Source organism: Ruegeria sp. AL12 (assembly GCF_056540885.1).
The window spans coordinates 206,358-230,990 of record NZ_JBQFXN010000005.1 but is presented as its reverse complement, the minus strand read 5'-3'; the positions used below and the strand labels follow the sequence as shown (position 1 = coordinate 230,990).

23 protein-coding genes and 1 tRNA gene are annotated in these 24,633 nt (G+C 58.8%); 16 read left to right on the top strand and 8 right to left on the bottom strand.

The genetic code is table 11. The annotated features are described in order from the left end of the window. Positions 1-155: 155 nt before the first annotated feature. From ACR0C6_RS14910 to ACR0C6_RS14900, 3 genes are read right to left on the bottom strand one after another with little or no spacing between them, the layout of a single operon-like run. Positions 156-1,019 (bottom strand): DUF4238 domain-containing protein, encoded by an 864-nt coding sequence (locus tag ACR0C6_RS14910; protein WP_480619989.1) that lies wholly within the window; start codon positions 1,017-1,019, stop codon positions 156-158. Between the two features lies 1 nt (position 1,020). Next, entirely contained in the window at positions 1,021-3,207 is a 2,187-nt protein-coding gene (gene uvrB / locus ACR0C6_RS14905; protein ID WP_171364014.1) for an excinuclease ABC subunit UvrB, read from the bottom strand. Between the two features lie 14 nt (positions 3,208-3,221). Continuing rightward, the gene (locus ACR0C6_RS14900; RefSeq protein WP_171725886.1) at positions 3,222-3,479 is read right to left on the bottom strand and encodes a hypothetical protein; all 258 of its coding nucleotides are present in this window, start codon (positions 3,477-3,479) and stop codon (positions 3,222-3,224) included. 157 nt (positions 3,480-3,636) lie between these two features. Here ACR0C6_RS14900 and ACR0C6_RS14895 point away from each other — a divergent pair, with 157 nt between their 5' ends. The 13 genes from ACR0C6_RS14895 to ACR0C6_RS14835 all read left to right on the top strand — a co-directional run bounded on the left by ACR0C6_RS14895 (position 3,637) and on the right by ACR0C6_RS14835 (position 15,490). Beyond that, the gene (locus ACR0C6_RS14895) at positions 3,637-3,948 is read left to right on the top strand and encodes an ETC complex I subunit (protein WP_152459136.1); all 312 of its coding nucleotides are present in this window, start codon (positions 3,637-3,639) and stop codon (positions 3,946-3,948) included. Continuing rightward, positions 3,949-4,425, top strand: a complete 477-nt coding sequence (locus tag ACR0C6_RS14890) for a GNAT family N-acetyltransferase (RefSeq protein WP_171229094.1) — start codon at positions 3,949-3,951, stop codon at positions 4,423-4,425. A 21-nt stretch (positions 4,426-4,446) separates the two neighbouring features. Further along, positions 4,447-4,523 (top strand) — tRNA-Arg (locus ACR0C6_RS14885). A gap of 381 nt (positions 4,524-4,904) precedes the next feature. Next, positions 4,905-5,918, top strand: a complete 1,014-nt coding sequence (iolG, locus tag ACR0C6_RS14880) for an inositol 2-dehydrogenase (RefSeq protein ID WP_480446137.1) — start codon at positions 4,905-4,907, stop codon at positions 5,916-5,918. Positions 5,919-6,042: 124 nt separating this feature from the next. Then, entirely contained in the window at positions 6,043-6,963 is a 921-nt protein-coding gene (locus ACR0C6_RS14875; RefSeq protein ID WP_171638033.1) for a sugar ABC transporter substrate-binding protein, read from the top strand. Positions 6,964-7,032: 69 nt separating this feature from the next. Further along, positions 7,033-8,139: an ABC transporter permease gene (locus ACR0C6_RS14870; protein WP_152459132.1), complete on the top strand. Its 1,107-nt coding sequence runs from the start codon at positions 7,033-7,035 to the stop codon at positions 8,137-8,139. Between the two features lies 1 nt (position 8,140). After that, the gene (locus tag ACR0C6_RS14865) at positions 8,141-8,962 is read left to right on the top strand and encodes an ATP-binding cassette domain-containing protein (RefSeq protein ID WP_480446136.1); all 822 of its coding nucleotides are present in this window, start codon (positions 8,141-8,143) and stop codon (positions 8,960-8,962) included. 152 nt (positions 8,963-9,114) lie between these two features. Next, a complete protein-coding gene (gene iolD, locus ACR0C6_RS14860) occupies positions 9,115-10,947 on the top strand; it encodes a 3D-(3,5/4)-trihydroxycyclohexane-1,2-dione acylhydrolase (decyclizing) (RefSeq protein ID WP_480619986.1) in 1,833 nt (610 codons plus the stop codon). Next, the gene (iolE, locus tag ACR0C6_RS14855; RefSeq protein ID WP_480619984.1) at positions 10,944-11,843 is read left to right on the top strand and encodes a myo-inosose-2 dehydratase; all 900 of its coding nucleotides are present in this window, start codon (positions 10,944-10,946) and stop codon (positions 11,841-11,843) included. Before iolD ends, iolE begins: the two co-directional genes overlap by 4 nt. 49 nt (positions 11,844-11,892) lie before the next feature. Continuing rightward, on the top strand, positions 11,893-13,074 hold the full coding sequence (locus tag ACR0C6_RS14850) for a phytanoyl-CoA dioxygenase family protein (protein WP_480619982.1): 1,182 nt from the start codon (positions 11,893-11,895) through the stop codon (positions 13,072-13,074). 48 nt (positions 13,075-13,122) lie between these two features. Continuing rightward, positions 13,123-13,929 (top strand): 5-deoxy-glucuronate isomerase, encoded by an 807-nt coding sequence (gene iolB / locus ACR0C6_RS14845; RefSeq protein ID WP_480619980.1) that lies wholly within the window; start codon positions 13,123-13,125, stop codon positions 13,927-13,929. Then, positions 13,926-14,684 (top strand): SDR family NAD(P)-dependent oxidoreductase, encoded by a 759-nt coding sequence (locus ACR0C6_RS14840; protein ID WP_480619978.1) that lies wholly within the window; start codon positions 13,926-13,928, stop codon positions 14,682-14,684. Before iolB ends, ACR0C6_RS14840 begins: the two co-directional genes overlap by 4 nt. 26 nt (positions 14,685-14,710) lie before the next feature. Beyond that, positions 14,711-15,490, top strand: coding sequence for a TIM barrel protein (locus ACR0C6_RS14835; RefSeq protein ID WP_480619976.1), 780 nt, complete (start codon positions 14,711-14,713; stop codon positions 15,488-15,490). Between the two features lie 3 nt (positions 15,491-15,493). On the opposite strand, the gene ACR0C6_RS14830 is transcribed toward ACR0C6_RS14835, so the two are convergent. The 3 genes from ACR0C6_RS14830 to iolC are packed head-to-tail and all read right to left on the bottom strand — an operon-like array spanning position 15,494 to position 18,144. Beyond that, a complete protein-coding gene (locus ACR0C6_RS14830) occupies positions 15,494-16,333 on the bottom strand; it encodes a class II fructose-bisphosphate aldolase (protein ID WP_480619974.1) in 840 nt (279 codons plus the stop codon). Next, entirely contained in the window at positions 16,330-17,166 is an 837-nt protein-coding gene (locus ACR0C6_RS14825) for a 5-deoxy-glucuronate isomerase (RefSeq protein WP_171118976.1), read from the bottom strand. Before ACR0C6_RS14825 ends, ACR0C6_RS14830 begins: the two co-directional genes overlap by 4 nt. Positions 17,167-17,175: 9 nt before the next feature. Then, positions 17,176-18,144: a 5-dehydro-2-deoxygluconokinase gene (gene iolC / locus ACR0C6_RS14820; protein WP_480619995.1), complete on the bottom strand. Its 969-nt coding sequence runs from the start codon at positions 18,142-18,144 to the stop codon at positions 17,176-17,178. A 123-nt stretch (positions 18,145-18,267) separates the two neighbouring features. Here iolC and ACR0C6_RS14815 point away from each other — a divergent pair, with 123 nt between their 5' ends. Then, positions 18,268-19,371, top strand: coding sequence for a Gfo/Idh/MocA family protein (locus tag ACR0C6_RS14815; RefSeq protein ID WP_480619972.1), 1,104 nt, complete (start codon positions 18,268-18,270; stop codon positions 19,369-19,371). A 38-nt stretch (positions 19,372-19,409) separates the two neighbouring features. Next, positions 19,410-20,543 carry a Gfo/Idh/MocA family protein gene (locus ACR0C6_RS14810; RefSeq protein ID WP_480446127.1) on the top strand — a complete coding sequence of 378 codons (1,134 nt, stop codon included), beginning with the start codon at positions 19,410-19,412 and terminating at the stop codon, positions 20,541-20,543. On the opposite strand, the gene ACR0C6_RS14805 is transcribed toward ACR0C6_RS14810, so the two are convergent. Both ACR0C6_RS14805 and ACR0C6_RS14800 read right to left on the bottom strand, forming a co-directional pair. Further along, positions 20,544-21,542, bottom strand: coding sequence for a LacI family DNA-binding transcriptional regulator (locus ACR0C6_RS14805; RefSeq protein ID WP_480446126.1), 999 nt, complete (start codon positions 21,540-21,542; stop codon positions 20,544-20,546). Positions 21,543-22,077: 535 nt separating this feature from the next. After that, the gene (locus ACR0C6_RS14800) at positions 22,078-23,079 is read right to left on the bottom strand and encodes a helix-turn-helix transcriptional regulator (RefSeq protein ID WP_480619970.1); all 1,002 of its coding nucleotides are present in this window, start codon (positions 23,077-23,079) and stop codon (positions 22,078-22,080) included. 142 nt (positions 23,080-23,221) lie between these two features. Between ACR0C6_RS14800 and ACR0C6_RS14795 the strand changes: the two genes are divergently transcribed. Then, on the top strand, positions 23,222-24,619 hold the full coding sequence (locus ACR0C6_RS14795) for an amidohydrolase family protein (RefSeq protein ID WP_171615406.1): 1,398 nt from the start codon (positions 23,222-23,224) through the stop codon (positions 24,617-24,619). Positions 24,620-24,633: the final 14 nt, after the last annotated feature.

The window sequence follows — 24,633 nt, the reverse complement described above, 5'->3', positions numbered from 1 at the left end:
CGTGAGCCAGAAAAGATCAGACATGGTCACCGCTCGTTTTTCGAACCGTGAATCATGCACCAACGCGGAAATCAATGGGTCCTGACCCTAGTAGATTTACTCAAACGTGTAGGAAGGCTCCAACAGTGAAGGGTCGAAGCCAATAATAAGCTCGCTCACCACTCTGAGGTTGCAAGCGACTGAAGCAATAATTGCGAGGAAGACGCAATCGCTTGGCTATTTTTAGTCAAAGCTCGATTAAGGTTTCTAACGTTGGCGTCGTCAAACAATACGCAGTCAGGAGCCGAAGAGTCCGCGACAAAGCCAACCGCAATATTGGGCGCAAAAGTTGTCCACTCTTCTACACCCAACTCACCCAACTCTTGCTTTGGATAATCTTCAAATCTGGCAACAGGATTGCTGGAGACTATGAACTGTTTATTCGCACGCTTTGGAGTGCCAACAATTATCTTCATCTTCTCAAGCCTAGAGAGGATTTTTACAGATTGCTGTCCAAAATTCGATACTCGACTATTTCGAATAGCCCGCGCTCTAAAGCTTTCATCGTCGAGAAGTAGTTTCTCGTCGTCGGTTAAGGGGCGGTACGTTGCCTCAAATTCGCGTGCAAGGTCAGCAGTGAAAGTTTCATTCGCTACCTCTTGGACAAGCGGGTCAATGAAATCTGGGGACCTTTTCTTATGGTTATAAAAAAATTGAATGAACCTGTACCGAAGATCCTGAGTGGAAAAAGTCAACTTGCCAGTGTCGAGGGCTCGCTGAAAAGTACCCACCCAATCAGGAATGTAGTTGTCCAATTCGTAAGCGAAGAATCTCTCAATCGTATCATCCTTTGAGCCATCTTTGCGTTCGAATGAGTTGAAGTGCATTCTCCGAAATACACTGTCGATATTTCGGCGCTCGGGAACCTTCGAGTCAGATTGCTTGGATACATAATATAGTGACTTTCCTGAAACGCAGAAGTTTCGAAGAATTGCCTTGGCGACATAGTGGTGTTTGCTCGAAACCTTGTGCTTACTCAACTTAACGCTTCCGCCTTTTCACATTTCCACCCCGCTGACCCGGCCGCCCGGCCGTTGACCGCCCACGTGATTTCACCGCATCCTCCGAGGCTTTCTCGACCGCCCATTGGCGCGCCATCGGGTCGTCGGCGACGGCCAGATCGACCGCTTCCAGACGTTTGATCTCATCCCGGATGTTGGCGGCCTCTTCGAATTCCAGGTTCTCGGCGGCTTTGCGCATCTTCTCGCGCAACCCGTCCAGATGGGCCTCAAGGTTCGCGCCGTGCATCGGCTTGTCGATGGTGGCGGTGACGCGGTTCATGTCGACGTCGCCTTCGTAAAGACCGGCCAGAACGTCCTCGACATTCTTCTTCACCGTCTCGGGGGTGATGCCGTGTTCCTCGTTATAGGCAATCTGCTTGGCGCGGCGGCGGTTGGTTTCCTCCAGCGCGCGCTCCATGCTGCCGGTGATCTTGTCGGCATACATGATCACGCGGCCTTCGGCGTTCCGCGCGGCGCGGCCGATGGTCTGGATCAGCGAGGTTTCCGAGCGCAGGAAGCCCTCTTTATCCGCATCCAGAATGGCGACCAGCCCGCATTCGGGGATGTCCAACCCTTCGCGCAGCAGGTTGATGCCGACCAGCACGTCGAATGCGCCCAGCCGCAGGTCGCGCAGGATCTCGATCCGTTCCAGCGTGTCGATGTCTGAATGCATGTAGCGGACCTTGATGCCCTGTTCGTGCAGGTATTCGGTCAGGTCCTCGGCCATGCGTTTGGTCAGCGTGGTGACCAGCGTGCGGAAGCCATTGGCCGCGACCTTGCGCACCTCGTCCAGCAGGTCGTCGACCTGCATCTCGACGGGGCGGATTTCGACCTCGGGGTCCAATAGGCCCGTTGGGCGGATCACCTGTTCGGTGAAGACGCCGCCGGTCTGTTCGATCTCCCACTTCGCCGGAGTGGCCGAGACAAAGACGGATTGCGGGCGCATGGCGTCCCATTCCTCGAACTTGAGGGGTCGGTTGTCCATGCAGGACGGCAGGCGGAATCCGTGTTCGGCCAGCGTGAACTTGCGGCGATAGTCGCCCCGATACATGCCGCCGATCTGCGGCACCGAGACGTGGCTTTCGTCGGCGAAGACGATGGCGTTGTCGGGGATGAATTCGAACAGGGTCGGGGGCGGCTCGCCCGGCGCGCGGCCGGTCAGATAGCGCGAGTAGTTCTCGATCCCGTTGCAGACGCCGGTGGCCTCGAGCATCTCCAGATCAAAATTGGTGCGCTGTTCCAGCCGCTGCGCCTCGAGCAGCTTGCCCTCGCCCACCAGTTGATCCAGCCGCTGGCGCAGCTCTTTCTTGATGCCGATAATGGCCTGCTGCATCGTCGGTTTCGGCGTGACATAGTGCGAGTTCGCATAGACGCGCACCTGTTCCATCGTCGCGGCGCGCTCGCCGGTCAGCGGGTCGAATTCGGTGATGCTTTCCAGTTCCTCACCGAAGAACGAGAATTTCCAGGCGCGGTCCTCAAGGTGGGCGGGCCAGATTTCAAGGCTGTCGCCCCGCACCCGGAATGACCCGCGCTGAAATGCCTGATCGTTGCGGCGGTATTGCTGGGCCACCAGATCGGCCATCACCTGCCGCTGGTCGTATTCGTGCCCGACCTTCAGATCCTGTGTCATCGCCCCGTAGGTCTCGACCGAGCCGATGCCATAGATGCACGAGACCGAGGCGACGATGATCACGTCGTCTCGTTCCAGCAGCGCCCGCGTGGCCGAGTGGCGCATCCGGTCGATCTGTTCGTTGATCTGCGATTCCTTCTCGATATACGTGTCCGATCGCGCGACATAGGCCTCTGGCTGGTAGTAGTCGTAGTAGGAGACGAAATATTCGACCGCGTTTTCCGGGAAGAAGCCTTTGAACTCACCATATAGCTGCGCCGCCAATGTCTTGTTGGGGGCGAGGATAATGGCCGGGCGCTGGGTTTCCTCGATCACTTTGGCCATGGTGAAGGTTTTGCCCGTACCGGTCGCCCCCAACAGAACCTGATCGCGCTCTCCATCCAGAATGCCGCCTGCAAGTTCCTTGATCGCGGTTGGCTGGTCTCCTGCGGGGGCGAACTCCGTATGCATGACAAACCGTTTGCCGCCTTCCAGTTTCAGGCGGGCCCGAACATCTTCGGTTGTCATTTGGGTCTTGTCGGAATGGGCGTATGGCATGGGCAGGCTCCGGATCAGGCCCTTACATTTGTTCTTATTTTGTCCAACTGCAAGGGCTGATCCGGTACAAATCTCCCAGTTTCGACACTGGGCAGATACGCATCCGGATTGTGATCCGAACCAACCTTGCCGGCCAACGCGCCAAGCTCGCCGATGAGAGCCTTCGTCATCATCGGTTTGCCGGCGATTACGGTATGGGCTTCGGTCGAGGGCATCGCCCGGTTGTTCCCGGGGTTCGCGTCGACGCCCAGAATGCATTCACTATGGATCATCTGCTTATCCTTCGGCTGATTTGTCGAAGATCATAGTTGGCCCTGATGACAGTTTCTGTCATTGGCTTGCTTCGACAATCCGCGACAATTGTTGTCTTGTCCCGGGCTGCGCTCTGACGCATAAACAGGTCCAGCCAAGTGAGTACGGAGAGGCGACATGCGCGCACGGATTTACCAGCCTGCAAGGAATGCGATGACTTCAGGGATGGCCAAGACCCGCAAATGGGTTCTGGAATACGCCCCCGCTTCGGCACGTGAGGTTGATCCGCTGATGGGCTGGACATCATCCAATGACACGCAAACCCAGATACGCCTGAAATTCGACACCAAGAAAGAGGCGATGGATTATGCCAGGGACAATGGCATCGATGCGCAGGTCAGCGAGCCGCACAAGCGCAAACCCAACCTGCGCGCACGCGGCTACGGAGAAAACTTCGCCACTGACCGCCGCGGTCCCTGGACTCACTGAATGATCGAAATTCGCGAGGCCGACCCCACCTCGGACGTATTGCGCCCGATTGTCGAAGCTCATTTCGCCCACAGCGAATCGGCCGGTCCTGCGGAAAGCAACCATACGATGAGTGCAGAAACATTGGCCGGACCGGGCATTCGATTCTGTGCGATTTACGACGATCAGCAGGCGTTGGGCTGCGGCGCCTTGAAGCTGTTGCCCGATGGCACGGCCGAGGTGAAGTCGGTGCATATCCTCGCACAGGCACGGGGGCGCGGACTGGCGCGTGTCATAATGACTCATCTGGCCGATCTGGCGCGCGCAGAAGGCGTCGAAGCTTTGGTTTTGGAAACCGGGGCAGAGCATCTTCCAGAGTATGATGCCGCCCGCAAGCTCTACGAAGCGTTGGGCTATTCCTATTGCGGACCGATCTTTGGGTACAGTGACGATCCGAACAGCGCATTCATGCGCTTGGCTCTTGAACCCCGCTCGTAAAAACCGCAAGAAGGGTGCAGCGGTCCCTTAGCTCAACTGGATAGAGCAGCTGACTTCTAATCAGCAGGTTGAGGGTTCGAGTCCTTCAGGGATCGCCATTCTCGAAATTCGATTTCGATGAACACGTCAGGCCGCAATGCGGGCTGTTTCTTCGCGGTTGTTGGGTAAGGTATGAAGGGCTGGACGAGGGGGTCATGCCAGCCCTTCTAAGGGGTCACAGAGTGGTAGTGTGTGTTCCTTAACCAAACATTAACCTGATTCACCATGTTCCGAAATTGGGGGATTCCCGTAGGACGGCGAATGCGCGGATTTCAGCGTGTGAGTTGCAGCTGGCGGATCGGGATCCGGGACCATATCGCGATTTCTTCAGCGTGATTTGGTGCCTGGGCCGTAAAAGCGCCAAGGTTGTGAAAAAAATATTGCAACCGGTTGCAAATAGAATCATTGTTGCGCGCAACAACAAGATTCGGGAGATCTGTATGTTGAACGTCGGATTGTTGGGTGCCGGGCGCATAGGGCGTGTTCATGCGCAGGCGATTGCATCGCATCCGGGCAGCAAACTCATTGCTGTTTCCGATGCCTTGCCCGAGGCTGCGGCCAGCCTTGCCAGCGATCATGGGGCAGCGGCGCGCAGTTCCGACGAGATCATTGCGGATCCGGAAATTGGCGCGGTTCTGATTGCAACTCCAACAGATACGCATTCTGACCTGATTGAAGCAGCGACAGGCGCAGGAAAAGCCGTTCTGTGTGAAAAGCCCGTTGATTTGGACCTGAAGCGCGCCTCGGATTGTCTGAATACCGTCGCGGAACGCGGCAAGCCGGTCATGATAGGGTTCAATCGGCGATTTGATCCCAATTTTGCGACCTTGAAGGCGGGGTTGGATGCGGGTGAGATCGGCAAGGCAGAGCTCTTGTCGATCACATCGTTTGACCCGGCGCCACCACCGGTCAGCTACGTAAAGGTGTCTGGCGGCTTGTTTCGGGACATGATGATCCATGATTTTGACATGGCGAACTTCCTGATGGGGGACGTTCCCGAAACAATCTCGGCGGTTGGGTCTTCGCTTGTGGATGCTGAAATCGGCGCCGCGGGTGATGTGGATACAGCGGCAGTTACAATGACTTACGCGGATGGCCGCATCGCGGTCATCAAGAATTCGCGGCGCGCGGCCTATGGCTATGACCAGCGGGTCGAACTGCTGGGGTCCGAGGGGTTGCTACAGGCTCAGAACATGCTGGAAAACACTGTCGTCAAGTCAACCGCGGACGGCGTCGTGGGTGCCAAGCCGACCTATTTCTTCCTGGAACGCTACATGCCTGCATACCGCGTGGAATGGGCCGCATTTGTCGACGCTGTTGAAAGTGGGTCCGAAGTTCCGGTCACGCTGAAGGACGGTGTTGCAGCGCTGGCGATGGCCGAGGCCGCAACCCTGTCGGCGCGGGCAGGAAAACCGGTACGGGTGGAAGAAATTTTGAAACCGGTTGCAAAATGATCGAAATTCTTCAAACTAACATCAGCTCGGCCCAGCGCCGCAGCCACTGAGATTCGGCACAGCCGGATGATCGGGGCTGGTACCCCGACAGAAGATCAGACTGAACCATTGGGAGGAAACTGAAATGAAGAAATTCGTTAAAGGCGCGCTTGCTGCGGGGGCACTGGCCTTGGCCACACCTGCTTTTGCGCAGGAAATCGTGGTCGTGTCGCATGGCCAGGCCAATGACGCATTCTGGAACGTCGTGAAGAACGGCGTTGAGCAGGCCGGAAAAGATGTCGGTGTCAACGTGGAATATCGTGCACCTGAAACCTTTGACATGGTTGCCATGTCGCAGCTGATCGACGCCGCCGTGAACCAGGAGCCCGACGGGCTGATCGTCTCGATCCCGGATGCCGACGCGCTTGGCCCCTCGATCGAACGTGCGGTTGCCGCCGGTATCCCGGTGATCTCGATCAACTCGGGTGCGGAAGTGGCCAAGGAACTGGGTGCTTTGCTGCATGTGGGTCAGGACGAATATGATGCGGGCAAGGCGGCTGGTGAAAAGCTGGCCTCGATGGGTGGAACCAATGCGATCTGTGTCAACCACGAGGTCGGCAACGTATCACTTGACCTGCGCTGTGAAGGCTTCACCGAAGGGTTCGGCGGTAAAGTAACCGTTCTGCCGACCTCGAACGATCCGTCCGAGATCGAGTCCAAAGTTGCCGCCGCGCTGGCCGCTGACGAAAGCGTCGATACCGTTATGGCGCTGGGCGCAAGCTCGGCCGGCGAGCCTTCGGTCGCTGCGGCCAAAGCCTCGGGGCGGGATTTGAATGTTGCCTCTTTCGACCTGTCGGCCAACTTCCTCCAGTCAATCGTGGATGGTGACGCGGCCTTTGCCATCGACCAGCAGCAGTACCTTCAGGGCTACCTGTCGGTGAACTTCATGGGTCTGCACGCCAAATACGGCCTGATGCCGGGCGGCGACGTGCCTTCGGGTCCAAACCTGATCACGCAGGACAAGGCCGCACAGGTCATCGAACTGTCCGCGCAAGGTATCCGCTGATTTCGGCGCGGCTCGACAAACAACAGGATCGGCGCCAACGCGCCGGTCTCACCGAATTGGGAGGAAACCATGAGTGAATCAGCGCCCGTCCTGTCGGACGAAAGGGTCAAGAAAGAACCATTCCTGACCAAACTGATGAAAAGACCCGAGCTGGGCGCCATTGCAGGCGCGGTTCTGGTATTCGTGTTCTTTGCGATTACCGCAGATGAATCGATGTTCACTCTGGCCGGTGTCATGAACTTCATGACCCCCGCGGCACAGTTGGGTATCCTGGCGATCGGTGCGGCACTGCTGATGATCGGTGGAGAGTTCGACCTGTCGATTGGATCGATGGTCGCGTTCTCGGGGCTGTTTTTCGGCGTCTGCGTCGTGACCTGGCAATTGCCGCTGATCTTTGCCATCCCGATGACATTCGTATTTGCGGCCTGTGTCGGTGCGATTAACGGCAACATCGTGATCCGCTCGGGCCTGCCTTCGTTCATTGTAACGCTGGCGTTTCTGTTCATCCTTCGTGGCCTGTCACTGGTGGGTCTGAAAATGGCGACAGGCGGTTCGACCCAGTTGCGCGGTGTGCGCGACGCGGTCGAAAACGACTGGCTGGCCCCGTTCTTTTCGGGCGAAGCATTCGGCAGCCTGTTCGCATGGCTGGCCGCCAACGGCATGATCGATACATTCAAAAGCGGCGCGCCCAAGGTCCCGGGAATTCCGGTCGAAATCCTGTGGTTCATCGTCATTACACTGGCGGCAACCTACGTGCTGCTGCGCACCCCGGTGGGGAACTGGATTTTCGCCTCGGGTGGGGACAGCACGGCTGCATCCAATTCAGGTGTTCCGGTGAATCGCGTCAAGGTTTCACTGTTCATGCTGACGGCCTGCTGCGCCGCCCTTGTGGCGATCATTACCGTCATGGACGCGGGCTCGACCGATGCGCGGCGGGGGTTCCAGAAAGAATTCGAGGCGATCATCGCTGCGGTGATCGGCGGCTGCCTGCTGACCGGCGGGTACGGCTCGGCCATCGGGGCTTTCTTCGGCTCGATCATCTTTGGAATGGTCGTCATCGGACTGACCTATACCGACTTTGATCAGGATTGGTTCCAGGTCTTCCTGGGGGCCATGCTGTTGATTGCCGTTCTGTTCAACAACGCGATCCGCAAGCGCGTAACCGGGGAGCGCTGATATGACCGAAGACACCAAGTTCCACCATGGCGATGCCGTCGACGATCAGGCGCCCATCGTTCAGATGAAAGACATCGAAAAGCACTTTGGCAATATCATCGCGCTTGCTGGCGTCAGCTTTGACGTCAAGCCCGGGGAATGCCATTGCCTGCTGGGCGACAACGGCGCGGGCAAGTCCACCTTCATCAAGACCATGTCCGGGGTGCACAAACCCACCAAGGGCGAGATTTTGTTCGAAGGTCAGCCGCTGCATTTCGACACGCCGCGTGACGCGATGGAAGCGGGCATCGCGACCGTGTTTCAGGATCTTGCGATGATCCCGCTGATGAGCGTAACGCGCAATTTCTTCATGGGGCGCGAACCCACCAAGGGCAAAGGGTTGTTCAAGCGGTTCGATGTGGATCATGCAAACGAAGTCTGCATGGAAGAGATGCGCAAGATGGGCATCAATCTGCGCGCGCCGGATCAGGCGGTTGGGACATTGTCCGGCGGCGAACGTCAGACGGTGGCCATCGCGCGGGCGGTGTATTTCGGTGCCAAGATCCTGATCCTCGACGAACCGACCTCGGCGCTTGGTGTGCGTCAGACGTCGAATGTTCTTGCCACGATCGACCGGGTGCGCAGCCAGGGTGTCGGCGTGGTTTTCATCAGCCACAACGTGCGCCATGCGCTGGCGGTGGGTGATCGTTTTACCGTACTGAACCGCGGCAAAACTCTGGGCACTGCCAAACGCGGTGAAATCACACCCGAAGAGTTGCAGGACCTGATGGCCGGCGGTCAGGAAATGGCCGAGCTTGAGGGATCGCTGGGCGGTACTGTCTAAAGCAAAACGCTCGGATGCCCTCACGGGGGCATCCATCGGGCGGTGGCACCTGACGCCACTCTGATTTCAGGCTCTGACAAAAGGCCTGACACCTTCGAAAATGAGAAAACCCGCGGACCGCCGATGGCGGCTCCGAGTTGAAAGGGATCATGATGAGCAAAACAGTCCGATTGACCGCGGCGCAGGCTCTGGTGCGCTATCTCGGGGCGCAGATGAACGAGGCCGGAGAGCCGTTCATCGCAGGTGTGTGGGCGATCTTCGGCCATGGCAACGTGGCAGGTCTGGGCGAGGCGCTGCATGGGGTGAAAGACCGTCTTCCCACCTATCGCGGTCACAACGAACAGACCATGGCACACAGCGCGATTGCTTATGCCAAGCAGTTGGGCCGGCGGCGCGCCATGGCGGTGACGTCATCAATCGGACCGGGGGCCACCAACATGGTTACGGCCGCTGCTCTGGCCCACGTGAACCGTCTGCCTGTTCTGTTGCTGCCCGGCGATGTATTTGCGACGCGTGGCCCCGATCCGGTTTTGCAGCAACCCGAAGTGTTCTCGGATGGAACCATCAGTGCGAATGATTGTTTCAGACCGGTCAGCCGGTATTTCGACCGCATCACCCGCCCGGAACATCTGCTGACGGCTCTGCCGCGCGCCTTCCGCACGATGACGGACCCGGCGGATTGCGGCCCGGCGACGCTGGCCTTTTGTCAGGATGTGCAGGCCGAAGCATATGACTATCCCGAAAGCTTCTTTGAGCCACGCGTTTGGTATCAGCGCCGCATTCGCCCGGATGAGGGGGAACTGGCGCGCGCCGTCGCCGCGATCAAGGCCGCCAAGCGCCCCGTTATCGTTGCTGGCGGAGGTGTGCATTATTCGGACGCAACCGCCACATTGCAGCGTTTTGCCGAGGCACACAATGTCCCCGTGGCCGAGACACAGGCCGGCAAGTCCGCATTGGCCTGGGATCATCCGCTCAACCTTGGCCCTGTTGGTGTGACCGGGGGCGAACCTGCCAACGACATCTGCGCAAAGGCGGATCTTGTGCTGGGCGTCGGCACCCGGTTTCAGGACTTCACCACCGGGTCATGGGGTTTGTTCGCGAACCCCGAGCGCGAGTTGATTAGCTTGAACACTGCCGCCTATGACGCCGAAAAGCACGGAGCGATGCCGTTGCAGGCCGACGCTCGGGTTGGTCTGGATGAGCTCAGAGAAGCGCTGGGCGGCCATCGCGCGCCGGATCTGCCTGCGGCATTGAAATCTGATTGGTTTGGCAAAGTTGATGCGCTGACGGATGCCCCGACGGACAGCAATGCGCTGCCAACGGATATGCAGGTGATCGGCGCCGTGCAGCGGGCCGCCAAGGAAAACACTGTTGCGATGTGCGCTGCCGGCACGATGCCGGGTGAGCTGCACAAGCTTTGGAAGGCACCACGCCCCGGTGCCTATCACATGGAATATGGTTTCAGCTGCATGGGGTACGAGATCGCTGGTGCCATGGGCATCAAGATGGCCCAGCCCGACCGCGACGTGATCTGCTTTACCGGTGATGGCACTTATATGATGGCCAACTCGGAAATGGCGACGGCGGCGATGATGGGGATTTCGTTCACCGTTGTCGTCACGGACAACCGCGGGTTTGGTTGCATCAACCGTCTGCAAATGGGGACAGGCGGGGCCGAGTTCAACAACCTTCTCGACCACACTGTGCATGAGACAAAATCAGCCATCGATTTTGCCGCCCATGCGGCAGCGATGGGGGCGACTTCGGTCAAGGTCAGTTCGATTGCCGAACTTGAAGACGCGCTGGCCAAACGCGATGAGGTCAAAGGCCCCTATGTCGTGGTGATCGACACCGATCCCTACCCATCGACCGAATATGGCGGAACCTGGTGGGAAGTGGCGGTGCCCGAGGTCAGCACCCGCCCCGAAGTGAATGAAAAGCGCGCGGCCTATGAAGCCGCCATCAAGGAAAGAAACACGAAATGAGCGTGAAGATCGGCATCTCTCCGATTGCCTGGCAGAATGACGACCTGCCGGACCTGACCGCAGCTTACACGATGGAGCAGGCGCTGAAAGAAGCGCGCGAGATCGGCTATACAGGTGTCGAACGAGGCCAGAGGATGCCCGCCGACACCGAAGGGTTGCGGGCCTATCTGGACGCAAATGACATCGCGCTGTGCGGGGGGTGGTGCTCGGGCAGCACGCTGGTCAACGACCTGCACGCCGAGATCGCCGTGGTGCGTGAACAGGTCGAACAATTCGTTGCGCTGAACAGCCCGTGCATCGTCTATGCCGAATGTTCCAATACCGTCCAGGGACAGATCGGAACGCCTGTCAATGATCGCCCCAAATTGTCGCGGGACGAGGTTCTGGCCTATGCGGGCAGGCTGACCGAACTTGCCAAGTGGATGGCAGATCAGGGCATGCCCATGGCCTATCACCATCACATGGGCACGATCATCGAAAGTGAAGATGAGGTGAACTGGCTGATGGAGGGGTCAGGCCCCGAATTGAGCCTGTGTTTCGATACGGGCCATCTGCTGTTTGGTGGCGGCGATGTGATGGCCACGCTGAACCGTTGGGGCGATCGGGTGCATCACGTGCATTTCAAGGATATCCGCCCTGAAATCGTACAGGACACGCGTGAGAACAATCGCAGTTTTCTGGATGCGGTGATCGCGGGCGCGTTCACCGTGCCGGGTGACGGTTGCATCGACTTTCAGGCCGTGGCCAATGCGCTGAAAGCAATGGATTACAGCGGCTGGATCGTGGTCGAGGCAGAGCAGGACCCGGCCAAGGCGCCGCCCTATGAGTACTCGAAAATGGGCTTTGACCACATCGTCGAGGTTTGCGGTCAGGCAGGATTGGAGATCAAAGCGTAACAACCCGCCTTTCGGGGCAACACCGAAGCCATGAAAGAGGAGAAAAATCATGGTGAATCAAGAACTCAGTTTCGTCGGCTATTTCGACCGGGAATCCTGTGATCTGGACGAATTCAAGGTGTTGACCTCGCAGACTCTTTCCGCCGAGACGGTGCCTTTTGCCGCCTCGGTAGAAAAGAACGTGCCCGTCTATGATATGCAGGCACTGAGTCCCGGTTTGGAACGGCCTGATACGCGCAGGGCCTTGCTGGCGGAATGGGGCCGGGTACTGGGCAAATCCGCCGGTGTGATCGCCCTGAAAGGGGCGTATCCCGACACGTCGATCATTGATCGGGCGACGGATGTGTTTCGTGAAATCATCGAAGAAGAACGCCAGGGTGGCGCCGGTGAGGGCGATCATTTTGCCGCGTCCGGCGCGAATGACCGGGTGTGGAACGCGCTGCAAAAGCAATGCCTGCGCGACCCCGAGGGCTTTGCGCTCTATTTCGGGAACACGGTGGTTGCGGCGGCATGTGAAGCGTGGCTTGGCCCGAACTATCAGGTTACTGCTCAGATCAATCAGGTGCGCCCCGGTGGCAAGGCGCAACAGGCGCATCGGGATTATCACCTTGGGTTTCAAAGCGCCGAAAACGCGGCCAGGTATCCTGCACAGGCTCATCTGGTGACGGCCTCGCTGACCCTGCAAGGGGCGGTTGCGCATTGTGACATGCCGGTGGAAAGCGGGCCGACCAAGTTGTTGCCGTTTTCGCAGCTCTACCCGCCGGGCTATCTGGCGTTCCACGATGAAGCACACCGGGCGCATTTCGAAGACAGCTGTATCCAGTTGCCATTGGAAAAGGGGGACGCGGTGTTCTTCAATCCGGCGCTGTTCCATGCGGCGGGCGCGAACAGCAGCGCCGACATCAATCGCATGGCAAACCTGCTGCAAATCTCATCTGCCTTCGGGCGCGCGATGGAGTCGGTGGATCGGCGGGCGATGTCCTTGGCGCTGTTCCCGTCTCTGATCGCCTTGAAACAGCGCGGGGCGCTGGACGCAGCGCAGGTGGAGGCTGCAATTGCGGCCACGGCTGAGGGCTATCCCTTCCCGACCAATCTGGACACGGACCCGCCTGTGGGAGGTAACGCACCGGAAAGCCAGGCGGATATTCTGCGTCGCGCGGTTGCAGAAGGATGGACCGAGGCGCAGCTGGCCCAGTCCCTATCGGCCCGGAACCAAAGGCAAGCTGCCTGAATTCAACACAGGCGGGCACTCGGGGGCCGCCCAAGAAGGAGAACAAGAATGGCAGACCTGCTGAAGAAACCGATCGGAACCCACGGCAAGGTACATGACATCACTCCGTCAAGCGCTGGATGGAATTATGTGGGCTTCGGGCTTTATCATTTAAAGGCCGGGGATCGCGCAAACGAAGTGACCGCAGATCGCGAAGTCATTCTGGTGATGGTCGAAGGCAAGGCGCGGATCACCGGGGCCGGACAGGATTGGGGCATTTTGGGCGACCGGATGAGTGTATTCGAAAAAACACCGCCGCATTGCCTGTATCTGCCCAACGGAACCGAGTGGGAGGCCGTGGCGGAAACCGACTGCGTTGTGGCCATCTGTTCGGCGCCGGGTAAGGGCGGTCATACGGCGCGGCGCATTGGACCCGATGGCATAACCCTGACTGAACGTGGAAAGGGCGTAAACACACGCTATATCAACAACATCGCGATGGAGGCCGAGGATTACGCCGACAGCCTGCTTGTGACCGAGGTGTTCACGCCGAATGGCCACTGGTCGTCCTATCCCAGCCACCGCCACGACGAGGATGACTATCCCCGCATCACCTATCTGGAAGAGACCTACTACCACCGCCTGAACCCGTCGAACGGGTTTGGGATCCAGCGGGTTTACACCGATGACGGCCAGTTGGATGAGACGATGGCGGTATCCGATGGCGACGTTGTCACTGTCCCGCGTGGCCATCACCCTTGCGGTGCGCCCTATGGGTTCGAGATGTACTATCTGAACGTCATGGCCGGACCGCTGCGGAAATGGCGGTTCGTGCCGGCCCCCGAGGTCGAATGGATCATGGAGCGTGACGGATGAGCCATACTTTCGCCAATTACCCAAGCCTTGCAGGTAAGACGGTTTTCATCACCGGAGGCGCCGGCGGAATTGGCGCGGAAACCGTTCGGGCCTTTGCCGAACAGGGGGCAAAGGTTGGGTTTTTGGACCTCAACGCCGATGCCGGACTTGCTTTGCTTTCCGAGCTGGACGGAGAGCATGCATTCGCCCAATGCGATCTGCGCAACATTGACGAGATGAACGCCGCAATAGGGCAACTGGTGGAAGAGCTGTGCGAGGCGGATGTGCTGGTGAACAACGCGGCCCGGGATGACCGGCACGACTGGCGCGACGTTACGCCCGACTATTGGGATGAGCGCATGGCGACCAATATCCGCCATATGTTCTTTGCCATTCAGTCGGTGGCACCCGGAATGATCGCCAAAGGTGCAGGTTCGATCATCAATATCGGGTCGAATTCGTGGTGGGAGGCCGGGGCGGGTTTCCCTGCCTATGCCACTGCGAAATCGGCGGTGCATGGACTGACCCGTACCATGGCGCGCGAACTGGGCGATCACCGCATCCGCGTCAACACGGTCGTGCCCGGCTGGATCATGACGCAGCGCCAGAAAGACCTGTGGGTCACACCCGAGGCGCTGGCCAAGCAGATCGACCGTCAGTGCCTGCCCGACCCGATCGACCCGGTCTATGTGGCGCGGATGGTGCTGTTTCTGGCCTCGGACGACGCGGCCATGTGCAGCGCCGGGAACTTCATGGTCGAAGGCGGGTCGATCTGAGCCCTCACATTCCGAAAGGTGGTTCGATGACTCAACCGTTCGAACTGGCAGCTTGCGCCGAGATGCTGTGGCTGGACAGGCCGATGGATTGGCGTGCCGCCCGGCTGGCCGAGATGGGGTTCGGCGTCGGGCTGTGGAACTGGCCGGAGCTCGATATTCCCAGGCTGGTCGCAACCGGTGCCCGTTTCACCATCATGAACGGCTATCTTCAAGGGCGGCTGGCTGATGATGACGGGGCCGAGATGCTGCTGGCCTCGGCCGCCGAAACAATTCAGGTCGGCAAGCGTCTGGGCGTTGCGCGTCTGAACCTGCACGGCACCGGGTTGGGTGACGGTGGCATACCGATCTGGCAGCATGACGAGGTCACAGGGCCGATGTGGCTCAAGGCCAGGGACACCCTGAACCGGATCTGTGATCTGGCCGAGGCCAACAATGTGGTGTTCACGCTTGAAAACCTGAACCTGCTGGACCATCCCGGCTGTCCGTTCGGGTCAACGGCGGACGTGCTTTCATTGGTTTCGTCGGTTGATCGTCCGCAGTTGCGGATCAATCTCGACCTCTACCATACCCAGATCGGCGAGGGGGATCTGATCCGCTGGTGTGAAAAATGCCTGCCCTGGATCGGAGAGGTGCAGGTGGCCGACAATCCCGGTCGGTGCGAGCCCGGAACCGGCGAGATCAACTATGCCGCCGTGGCGCGTGCGTTGAACGAATTGGGTTATCGTGGCCCTGTCGGGATGGAAGCCTTCGCCGCAGGCGACCCGGAAGACGCGCTAAACGCCTTCCGGTCGGCATTCACGCTCTGAGCGTCACCGCTGCGGTGGCGCACCAAAGGCGCGGATCACGGTGCGGGCAGCGGCCATGACCGGATCGTGAGTTTCCTTCAGGATCGTCACCCGGTCGAACCGGTCGGGGTCGCGGTTCACGGCGTCGCGCAGCGCGGCGCCGAAGGCCATGCGCAGCTCGGTCCCGATATTGAATTTGCAGATGGAGGTCTCGCGCGCCAGCCGTGCGCGCTGTTCCACGGGCACGCCCGATCCGCCATGGATCACCAGCGGCACGTTGGTCATGGAGTCGATCTGGCGGATACGGTCCTCGTCCAGACCGCCTTCCTTGTTTTCCTGCAAATGCACGTTCCCGACCGAGATCGCCATCGCATCCACGCCGGTCTGGGCGGCGAAGGTCGCTGCCTCGTCCGGGTCGGTTCCGGCCGAGCCTTCGCCCCCGGAATAGCCGACGAAGCCGATCTCGCCCTCGCACGAGATCCCGGCGGCATGGGCCATTTCGGCAATCGCGGCGGTTTCATCGATGTTCTGCTGCAAGGGCTTGCGCGACCCGTCGAACATCAGCGATGTGAACCCGCTGTCCAGCGCGATCTTGCAATCCTCGAAGGTGTAGCCGTGATCCAGATGCGCCACCACGGGCACCGAGGCGTTTTCGGCCAGATACCGGAACATCTTGCCCAGGATCGGCAGCGGCGTGTGCTCGCGGCAGCTGGGTCCGGCTTGCAGGATCACCGGGGCGTTCTCGGCCTCGGCGGCGGCGACATAGGCGCGCATGTCCTCCCAGCCCAGCGTCACCAGGCCGCCGACGGCATAGCCCTGTTCGTAGGCGGGTTGCAGGACGTCTTTGAGCGTAACAAGGGTCATTTGAACTTGGCGATCATGTCTTTGATGCCCGGGATCGTTTCGATCTGATAGGCATGGGTGGGTTGGAAATACTGCACCAGCGACCGCTGGGTCAGCCCGCCGAGGATGGTGAAGTAATACATCTCGTATCCCGGCAGCACGCAGCAGGGGTGATAGCCCTTGTCGATGCAGATCGTGGAGCCATCGACGATGTGATAGGCATCGCCCGGCTCGTTGTCCTCGCGTTGCAGCATCTGTAGACCCGAGCCCCAGTTGGGTTTGAAGCGGAAATTGTAGGTTTCGTCATGCCGGGTCTCGTCCGGCAGGCGGTTGGTGTCGTGCTTGTGGCTGGGAAAGCCCGACCAGCCGCCCTGACCCACGGTGAACAACTCGCTGACCAACAGGCGGCCGACCTTGTCATGCTGCTTCTGGCCCAGGATATGCTTGATCTTGCGATGGGTCTTGGTGTCGTCGCTGCCATATTGCACCAGGTCATGCTCGCGCACGTCGAACGGATCCAGCACCTTGTCATACTTTGCGCCTGCCACGAACACCTCGGCCGTCTCTGACACGCAGACCATCTGCGCCCGTGCCCCCGACGGGACATAGGCGCCCTCGGGCTCGCCATCCCAGACATCTTCGCCCCGGTTGCCCAGATGAGCAAAGCGCACGCCTTCGACGTCCACGTCGACGCTGCCGGTGGCGGGCACGATGCAGGTTTCGTAACCCGGGACCTTGTATTCGAAGGCCTCGCCCTTTTTCAGTTTGACGATGTTGAAATAGTTCAGCGGAACCGTCGGATCATCGGCGTCTACGATGGGTTTGTTCTGATTGTCATAGGGCGCGATATGCATGGTACTCTCCTATGTGGTCGGGCCGGGATGCGAAGCGAGGAACGCGTCCAGTTCTGGTGTCGTTGGCATGGCGGGTGCGCAACCGGGATGCGACACCACGATCGACGCGCAGGCCGAACCGCGCATGACCGCGTCTTTCAGATCGTGCCCCGCCGCGATCGAGGCCAGCAGCCCGGCCATGAAACTGTCGCCAGCCCCGTTGGGTTTGACGGCCGTAACCGGGTAAATACCGGTTCGCAGCTCTTGCCCGTCCACAAAGGTGACAGCACCTTTTTCGCCCATCTTGTAGATGACGATCCGACCCGGTTTTTGGGCAAGTTCCTGCGCTTTGGCAAAACCCTTTTCGATGCCGCCGGCCATGAATCCGAATTCTTCGTCGTTGCCGACGATCAGGTTGCTGGCTTCGCCAGCCCGCGACAGAACTTCGGCAGCCACCTCGGCCGAGGGCCAGCTGTATGGGCGGTAATCGATGTCGAAGATGATCGGCAGGCCTGCGCTTCGGGCGCTCTCGAAGGCCCGGAATGTGGCGCTGCGCGACGGTTCGGACGCAAAGACCGTTCCAGCCGAGATGATTGCCGAGAATGACGAATAATCGACCCTGTCCATGTCCTCTTTGGTGACCTGGAAATCAACGGCCCCGTTGCGATAGATCACATTCTGAAAATCCTCGGTCCGGCTTTCGTAAACCGCCAGAGACATGCGGTATTCGCCGCCCAGAACGCGGATGTAGGATGTGTCCACACCGTAATGCCGCAACCGGTTCAGACAGAACCGCCCAATCGCATCGTCCGAGACCGACGTGATCAGCGACGCCTCGCTGCCCAACTTGACCAGCCCGGCACAAATATTGGCGGAGGAACCACCAAGGTCGGCATGAAACGTGCTGGCATCCTCGCTTTTGACGCCGATCGGGTCGGCGTACAGGTCCATGCCTGCGCGACCCAGAACGGCGAAGCGGTTTCCTTTGATACCATCCATCAAAGCGCTCAAGTTTTGTCCTCCGGCAGAAAGGGTCGGCAAAGTTTGGACCTTGCGTTGAATCGATTCACACGATACTGATTTTGCAACCGGTTGCAAATGATATGTTCGGAGCCGTTGCAGATGCCTAAAATCGGAATTGGAATCGTCGGCGGCGGCTATATGGGCAAGGCCCATTCCGTGGCCATGTCAGCGGTCGGTGCGGTGTTCAACACGGCATTGCGACCCCGGCTCGAGGTCATTTGTGCGTCCAGCCCTGAAAGCGCCGAACGTTACAGGACAGCCTATGGGTTTGACAAAGCGACCGATGATTGGCGGGTATTGGTTGAGGATCCTAGGGTCGAGGCAATTGTCATCGCCTCTCCTCAATCGACACATCGCCAGATTGCCGAAGCGGCGTTTGAATTGGGTAAACCGGTCTTGTGTGAAAAACCACTGGGCGCATCCCTTGACGACAGTCTGGCCATGGTTGCTGCTGCCGAAGCGTCTGGCGCGGTCAACATGGTGGGGTTCAACTATGTTCGTACACCTGCGACCCAATACGCCCGCCAGCTTATTGCCAATGGTGAAATCGGGGATATCACCTGGTTCCGGGGGGAGCACACCGAGGATTTCTATGCCGACCCGCACGCTCCTGCCTCCTGGCGTACGACGGGCATGGCCAATGGCACCATCGGAGATCTGGCACCGCATATGGTCAACGGTGCATTGGCGCTGGTTGGTCCGATCGCGCAAGTGATGGCGGATGTTGAAACGGTTCACAAAACCCGACCGGGCGGTGAGGTGACAAATGACGACCATGCCCAGATGATGTGCCGTTTTGAAAATGGCGTTATGGGCAACCTGTATTTCAGCCGCGTCGCGACGGGGCGAAAAATGGGCTATGCTTATGAAATATCGGGAACAAAGGGCGCCATCCGGTTCGACCAGGAGGACCAGAACGCGCTGTGGTTGTATAAGCGGGAAGGGCCCGAAGCGTCCCGTGGGTTCACAAAAATCCTGACAAGCCCGGCGCATCCGGATTACGAGCCTTTCTGCCAGGGTCCGGGCCACGGAACAGGCTATCAGGACCAGATCATTATCGAGGCCAAAGATTTTCTTCAGGCCATCCACACCGAAAAAGCCGCTTGGCCGACCTTTCGCGACGGGCATGAGGTCAACCGGGTGCTTGCCGCCGCCTTGGCATCGTCAGAGCAGCGGCAGTGGAAAGACATCCGCGATTTCTGATCGCTCAAACAAAAAAGTTCTAATGAGAGACGATGACCATGGCTAAGTTGAGATGGGGCATGATCGGTGGTGGTGAAGGCAGCCAGATTGGCCCCGCGCACCGCTTGGGGGCACAGGCTGACGGGCTGTTTGAATTTGCTGCTGGTGCGCTGGATCACCGGCCCGAAGCGGGCCGGGAATACGCGCAGCGATTGGGCGTTGCCGCCGATCGTGCCTATGGCGACTGGCAAGAGATGCTGGCGGGTGAGAAGGACCGAGAAGACCGGATCGATCTGGTGACAATCGCCACGCCGAATTCGACACATTTCGAGATCGCCAAGGCCTATCTTGAAGCGGGCTTCAATGTCTTGTGTGAAAAACCGATGACAATGACTGTGGAAGAGGGTGAGGAAATAGTCAGCGTCGCCGAAGCATCGGGAAAGATCTGCGCGGTGAACTACTGCTATTCCGCCTATCCGATGGTGCGGCAGGCCCGCGCTATGGTGCGCTCGGGCGAGATCGGACGGGTGCGTCTTGTGGTGACCAATTTCAGCCACGGCCATCATGGGGATGCCACCGATGCGGACAATCCGCGCGTGCGCTGGCGCTATGACCCTGCGATGGCAGGGGTTTCCGGGCAGTTCGCCGATTGCGGTATCCACGCCCTGCATATGGCCAGCTTTATCTGTGATGACGAGGTGAAGACGCTTTCGGCTGATATGGCCTCAACGATCGCAAGCCGGGAACTGGAAGACGATGCAATGATCAACTTCCGTATGGAAGGCGGCACAGTCGGGCGTCTTTGGACATCTTCCGTGGCGATCGGGCGCCAGCATGGCTTTGACATACAGGTCTTTGGCGAAACCGGCGGGTTGCGCTGGGCGTCAGAGCAACCCAACCAGTTGATCTACACCCCGGTAGGAGGGCGCACCCAGATCATCGAAAAAGGCGAGGGGGGTCTGCATGATGAAGTGCGACGCCTGTCTCGGGTCGCCATCGCGCACCCCGAGGGATTCCCGCTGGCCGTTGCCAATATCTATTGCGATCTGGCGGATGCGATCCGCGGTGAAAGCCGGGATGGCCTGCCCAACGCAGCGGATGGCGTGCGATCGATCGCAGCGGTGCACGCGGCTGTTGCGTCGGGCAAAGCAGATGGTGCCTGGCAGGACGCCCGCCCGCCGATGTTCCGCTGATCAGGGGCAGGGCCGCAACGTGCCCCGCTCGACCACCCGACAGGGGAAAATCCGTGCCTCGGGGTAGCGATCGGGCGTCTTCAGCATCTCTTCGACCAGATCGACCGACGAGGTGATGATCTGCTTGATCGGCTGATGGATGGTCGTCAGGTTGATATATTCCCAGCGCGACATCTCCATGTCGTTCAGGCCGATGATCCCGATATCGGTGCCCGGTTTCAGCCCGTGATCGGCCAGCGCCGACAGCGCCCCAATCGACAGGATGTCGTCGCCGCAGAAATAGGCCTGCGCCGGCTCACCGGCCAGCAGGCGCAGCATCTCGGCCCGGCCGGCCTCGAAGGAATAAGCCCCGGCGAAGGAGTGGTTGACCGGAATCTGCGGATGGTTGGCCATTTCTTCGATAAAGCCCCGCTGCCGGTCCAGGGACGAGGTCGCATCCTGCGGCCCGCCCAGATAGCCCACGCTGGCATAACCCCGGGCGACCAGCTCGCGCGCGGCCATGCGCCCGCATTCCACATTGTCGATCCCGACCACATGCACCTCGGGCGAGGTGGCAGACCGGCCGAACGTGTGCACCACCGGTACGCCAGCATCGTGGAACGCCTTGGCAAAGCTGGGCGGCAAGGTCGACGAGGCGACGATCACCGCATCCACCGAGTATTGCCGCAGCATGCGTACGGAATTGGCGGGCTCGGTCTCGTCCGTCAGGTTCACGATCAGTGGTCGCAGGCCGCGTTCCTGCAAGGCGCGTGTAAACTGGTCGAAGACTTCCAGAAAGATCGGGTTGTGAAAGTTGTTCGAAATCAACCCGATCAGCTTGGTGCGCCCGGTCGTCAGAGACGAAGCCAGAGCATTGGGGCTGTAGCCCAGCTCACGGGCCGCCTTTTCAACCTTGCTGCGCGTTTTTGCGGAAACCGAGGCACCTTCGGTAAAGGTGCGCGACACGGCGGACCGTGAAACGCCAGCCAAGGCGGCCACGTCTTTCAGGGTCACACTCACGCTGCGGGACTCCGATAACAGCGAGGCAGGAAAGCAGGTAAGTTTGGCATTGCCCCAGCATTATGCATCATCGACCTGAACTTGCAACCGGTTGCAACGCCGCCACGTCGATTCAACCGTGTTTGAGCGTCGAAATTCAGAAGGTAAAAAGGTGGGTGAAGAGACACTCGAACTCCTGACATCTTCAGCGTAACCGAAGCGCCTTTTCCAATCCGCAGATGTACCCAAGCGCCGTCTTGCACTGCCGCCAAGCGCACAGGTTCCCAGAGATGCCTGGTGTTGTCAGCGATTTGAAGTTGCACAAACTGCGGAACGGTTCAAGGGCATATCCTTTCCTGCCGCTTTCAAGATCACGTCCGATCGAGCCGCAACAGGCATGCGTGACGGCGCATGCGTTGCCAAAAGGGCCATCGGGCAATTGCTTTTTCAACCTTTGGTATTGATCCATGAACGTGGCGCAAATCATGGCCATCCCTTGGTGGACATACATGAGAGAGGCAGTGGAACGCCAACCCGCCCATTCGCAGCGCAGTTGCTATCCAAGACGGAATTTTGTTGGCGTCACACCGGTCTGGCTTCGAAAAAACCGAGTGAAGTGGGACTTGTCGGAATAGCCAAGCATGAGGCCGATCTCGGCAACTGTCATTTTGCTTTCTCTGAGGTGCTCCTTGGCGACATCGACCCGCAGACGCCTTACCTCTCGGGGAAGTGTTGTCTGATGTTTCTGAAGTGCTTTCAGGAACCGCTCGGGCTGGATACCCAGCAATCCGGCCACAACCTCCGGCCCCAGCTCTGACTCATCCAGTTTTCCGCGCAGGACAGACCGCAAAGCGGCCACTACGGTGACGTCTTCATTGTGTCGAATCGTGTCTGTCGGCGTTTCGGACTCCTCTGCCGCATGGTGTAGAAACAACCATTCCACGGGAAAACTGATCTGCATTCCGGGGTTGGGTCCAAGGCCGACTTCGATACCTTTGTAACCGCGTGGCAAGCCAAGGATGTATCTGCTTTCCCATCGCACCCGGGACGGATCCCACGCGTTTCCGACCACGCTTTGCAACAGGCGCACATAGATGGCAGCTCCAAACCCGGTAACCTGAACGGGCGGAACGGTTGGTTCTTGTTGCCGTGCGATCCGATAGATCGCTTTGTCTGCTTCCACGACAAGACTGTGCCGGACGGCGTTGGACTCTTGTGGAACAAGCCTTACGAACCGGGCAAAAAACTCGAACAGAGTGTTCGAGGATTGCAGCGACCGGGCGAATGGCGGCCATCCTTGCAGGTCAAATGTCTCTCCTACATTCAGGCCAAGGTATCGATCCCCTGACAACTCTGAGAAGGCATTCAACAGACCATAGACCAGTTCTGAGTGGACATAGACAGATGGGTCGGACAGCAGGTCGGCCTTCAAGCCGACCTGATCCAAGGCCGGTTGCGGATTGATCCCGCGGTCGGTGAGATATTGCAGAAACGGGGCGGCCAGCGCGAGGCGGATAAAGCCTTCGCTATGCGCTTCAGAAGTGGAGCTGAGTGGCACGCCCGTCACCCTTGTTAAAACCGATGGTTTCGTTCAGTGGCCTTTTTTGCGGTCACATTCGCACATGTTAGTCCAAAAGTGGCAACCCGCCCAAGAGTTTTCGGGCTACGTTTGGTAAAACGTGAATGTGAAGGGAAGACCTATGACCAACATGCGAATGTCCATTTGCCCGGCGGTAGTGGTCGCGGCAGTTTTTGGTTTTTCGGCGGCTGCGCAGGCTCAGGATCAAGAAGATCCTCAAACGCTGTTTACCAATGTGCACGTCTTTGATGGCGTGAATGAGCAACGTATCGAGAATGCAAATGTTCTGGTCGAGGGCAACCTGATCAAGACTGTTTCAACCGAAGCGGTGGACGCGCCCAACGCCGTTGTGATTGACGGCGGGGGGCGGACGTTGAGCCCGGGCTTTGTCGAGAACCATGCCCATTTGATGTTGATGGGGCCTACGCTGCCAGCGATGGAAGCCAACACAACATGGGAGGACTTCGCCATTCACGGTGCACGAATGGCTGAGATGTATCTCATGCAAGGTTTTACCACGGTCAGAGACGCCGGGGGGGCCAATGGTGGGTTGCGCAGGGCAATTGACTCGGGGCAAATCGATGGCCCCCGTTATTACCCGTCTGGCGCATTTATAGGAACGCGAGGTGGTCACGCTGACTTTGCGAATTTCACCGCGCCGCCGGGTTCAGAGACCAACATGAGCCGCCTAAACTTGGCGCAAGAGGTTAGCGGCGTCGATGACGTTTATAAATTCGCGCGTAACAATTTCCGCATGGGCGCAACGCAGTTGAAATTCATGCAATCCGGCGGTGTCGTTTCAGCCTTCGATCCATGGCAATTGCTTGCTGGATCGCCCGAGGAAATCAGGGCCGCCGTGCAGGTCGCCAATGAATATGGCAGCTATGTCATGGCGCATTCCTATCGTAAGGAGGCAATCCTTAGTGCGCTGGACGCGGGTGTGATGTCGATTGAACATGGTTTCTCGTTCGACTGTGACATTGCCCAGGTCATGAACGAAAAAGGGGCCTACATTACCACGAACCTGACAGCCTTCGATCCCGGATTGCTCGATATTCCGGCAGTGGCAAACGTTCCCTCGAGCCTTGCCAAAGCAAAATCGGCCTCGGCGACATTTGCAGGCTACATCGATAATATGAAAGAATGCCCGGTAAAGCGGGGGTTCCAGACTGACTGTGTTGGCTCAGTCGAAGCGTGCAATATTCAGATTGCCTACGAGAAACACCTGAACAATGAATTTTTTGGGCCCTATCAGTCGATGGTCACTTTGACGTCGATCGGTGGCGAGATCGTGGCGCTGTCCGGCGATTTCATGAACCCGTATACGGACGGAAAACTGGGTGTGATCGAGGAAGGGGCTTATGCGGATATCCTGCTGATCGACGGAAACCCTCTTGAAGACTTTTCCGTCGTTGGAACCGGGGATCAATGGTTTGGCGCCGACCCGAGGCCGGAAAGCCCGGAAACGATCCGACTGATTATGAAGGACGGTGTGATATACAAGAACACACTGGACTAACCAAAAAAACGGTT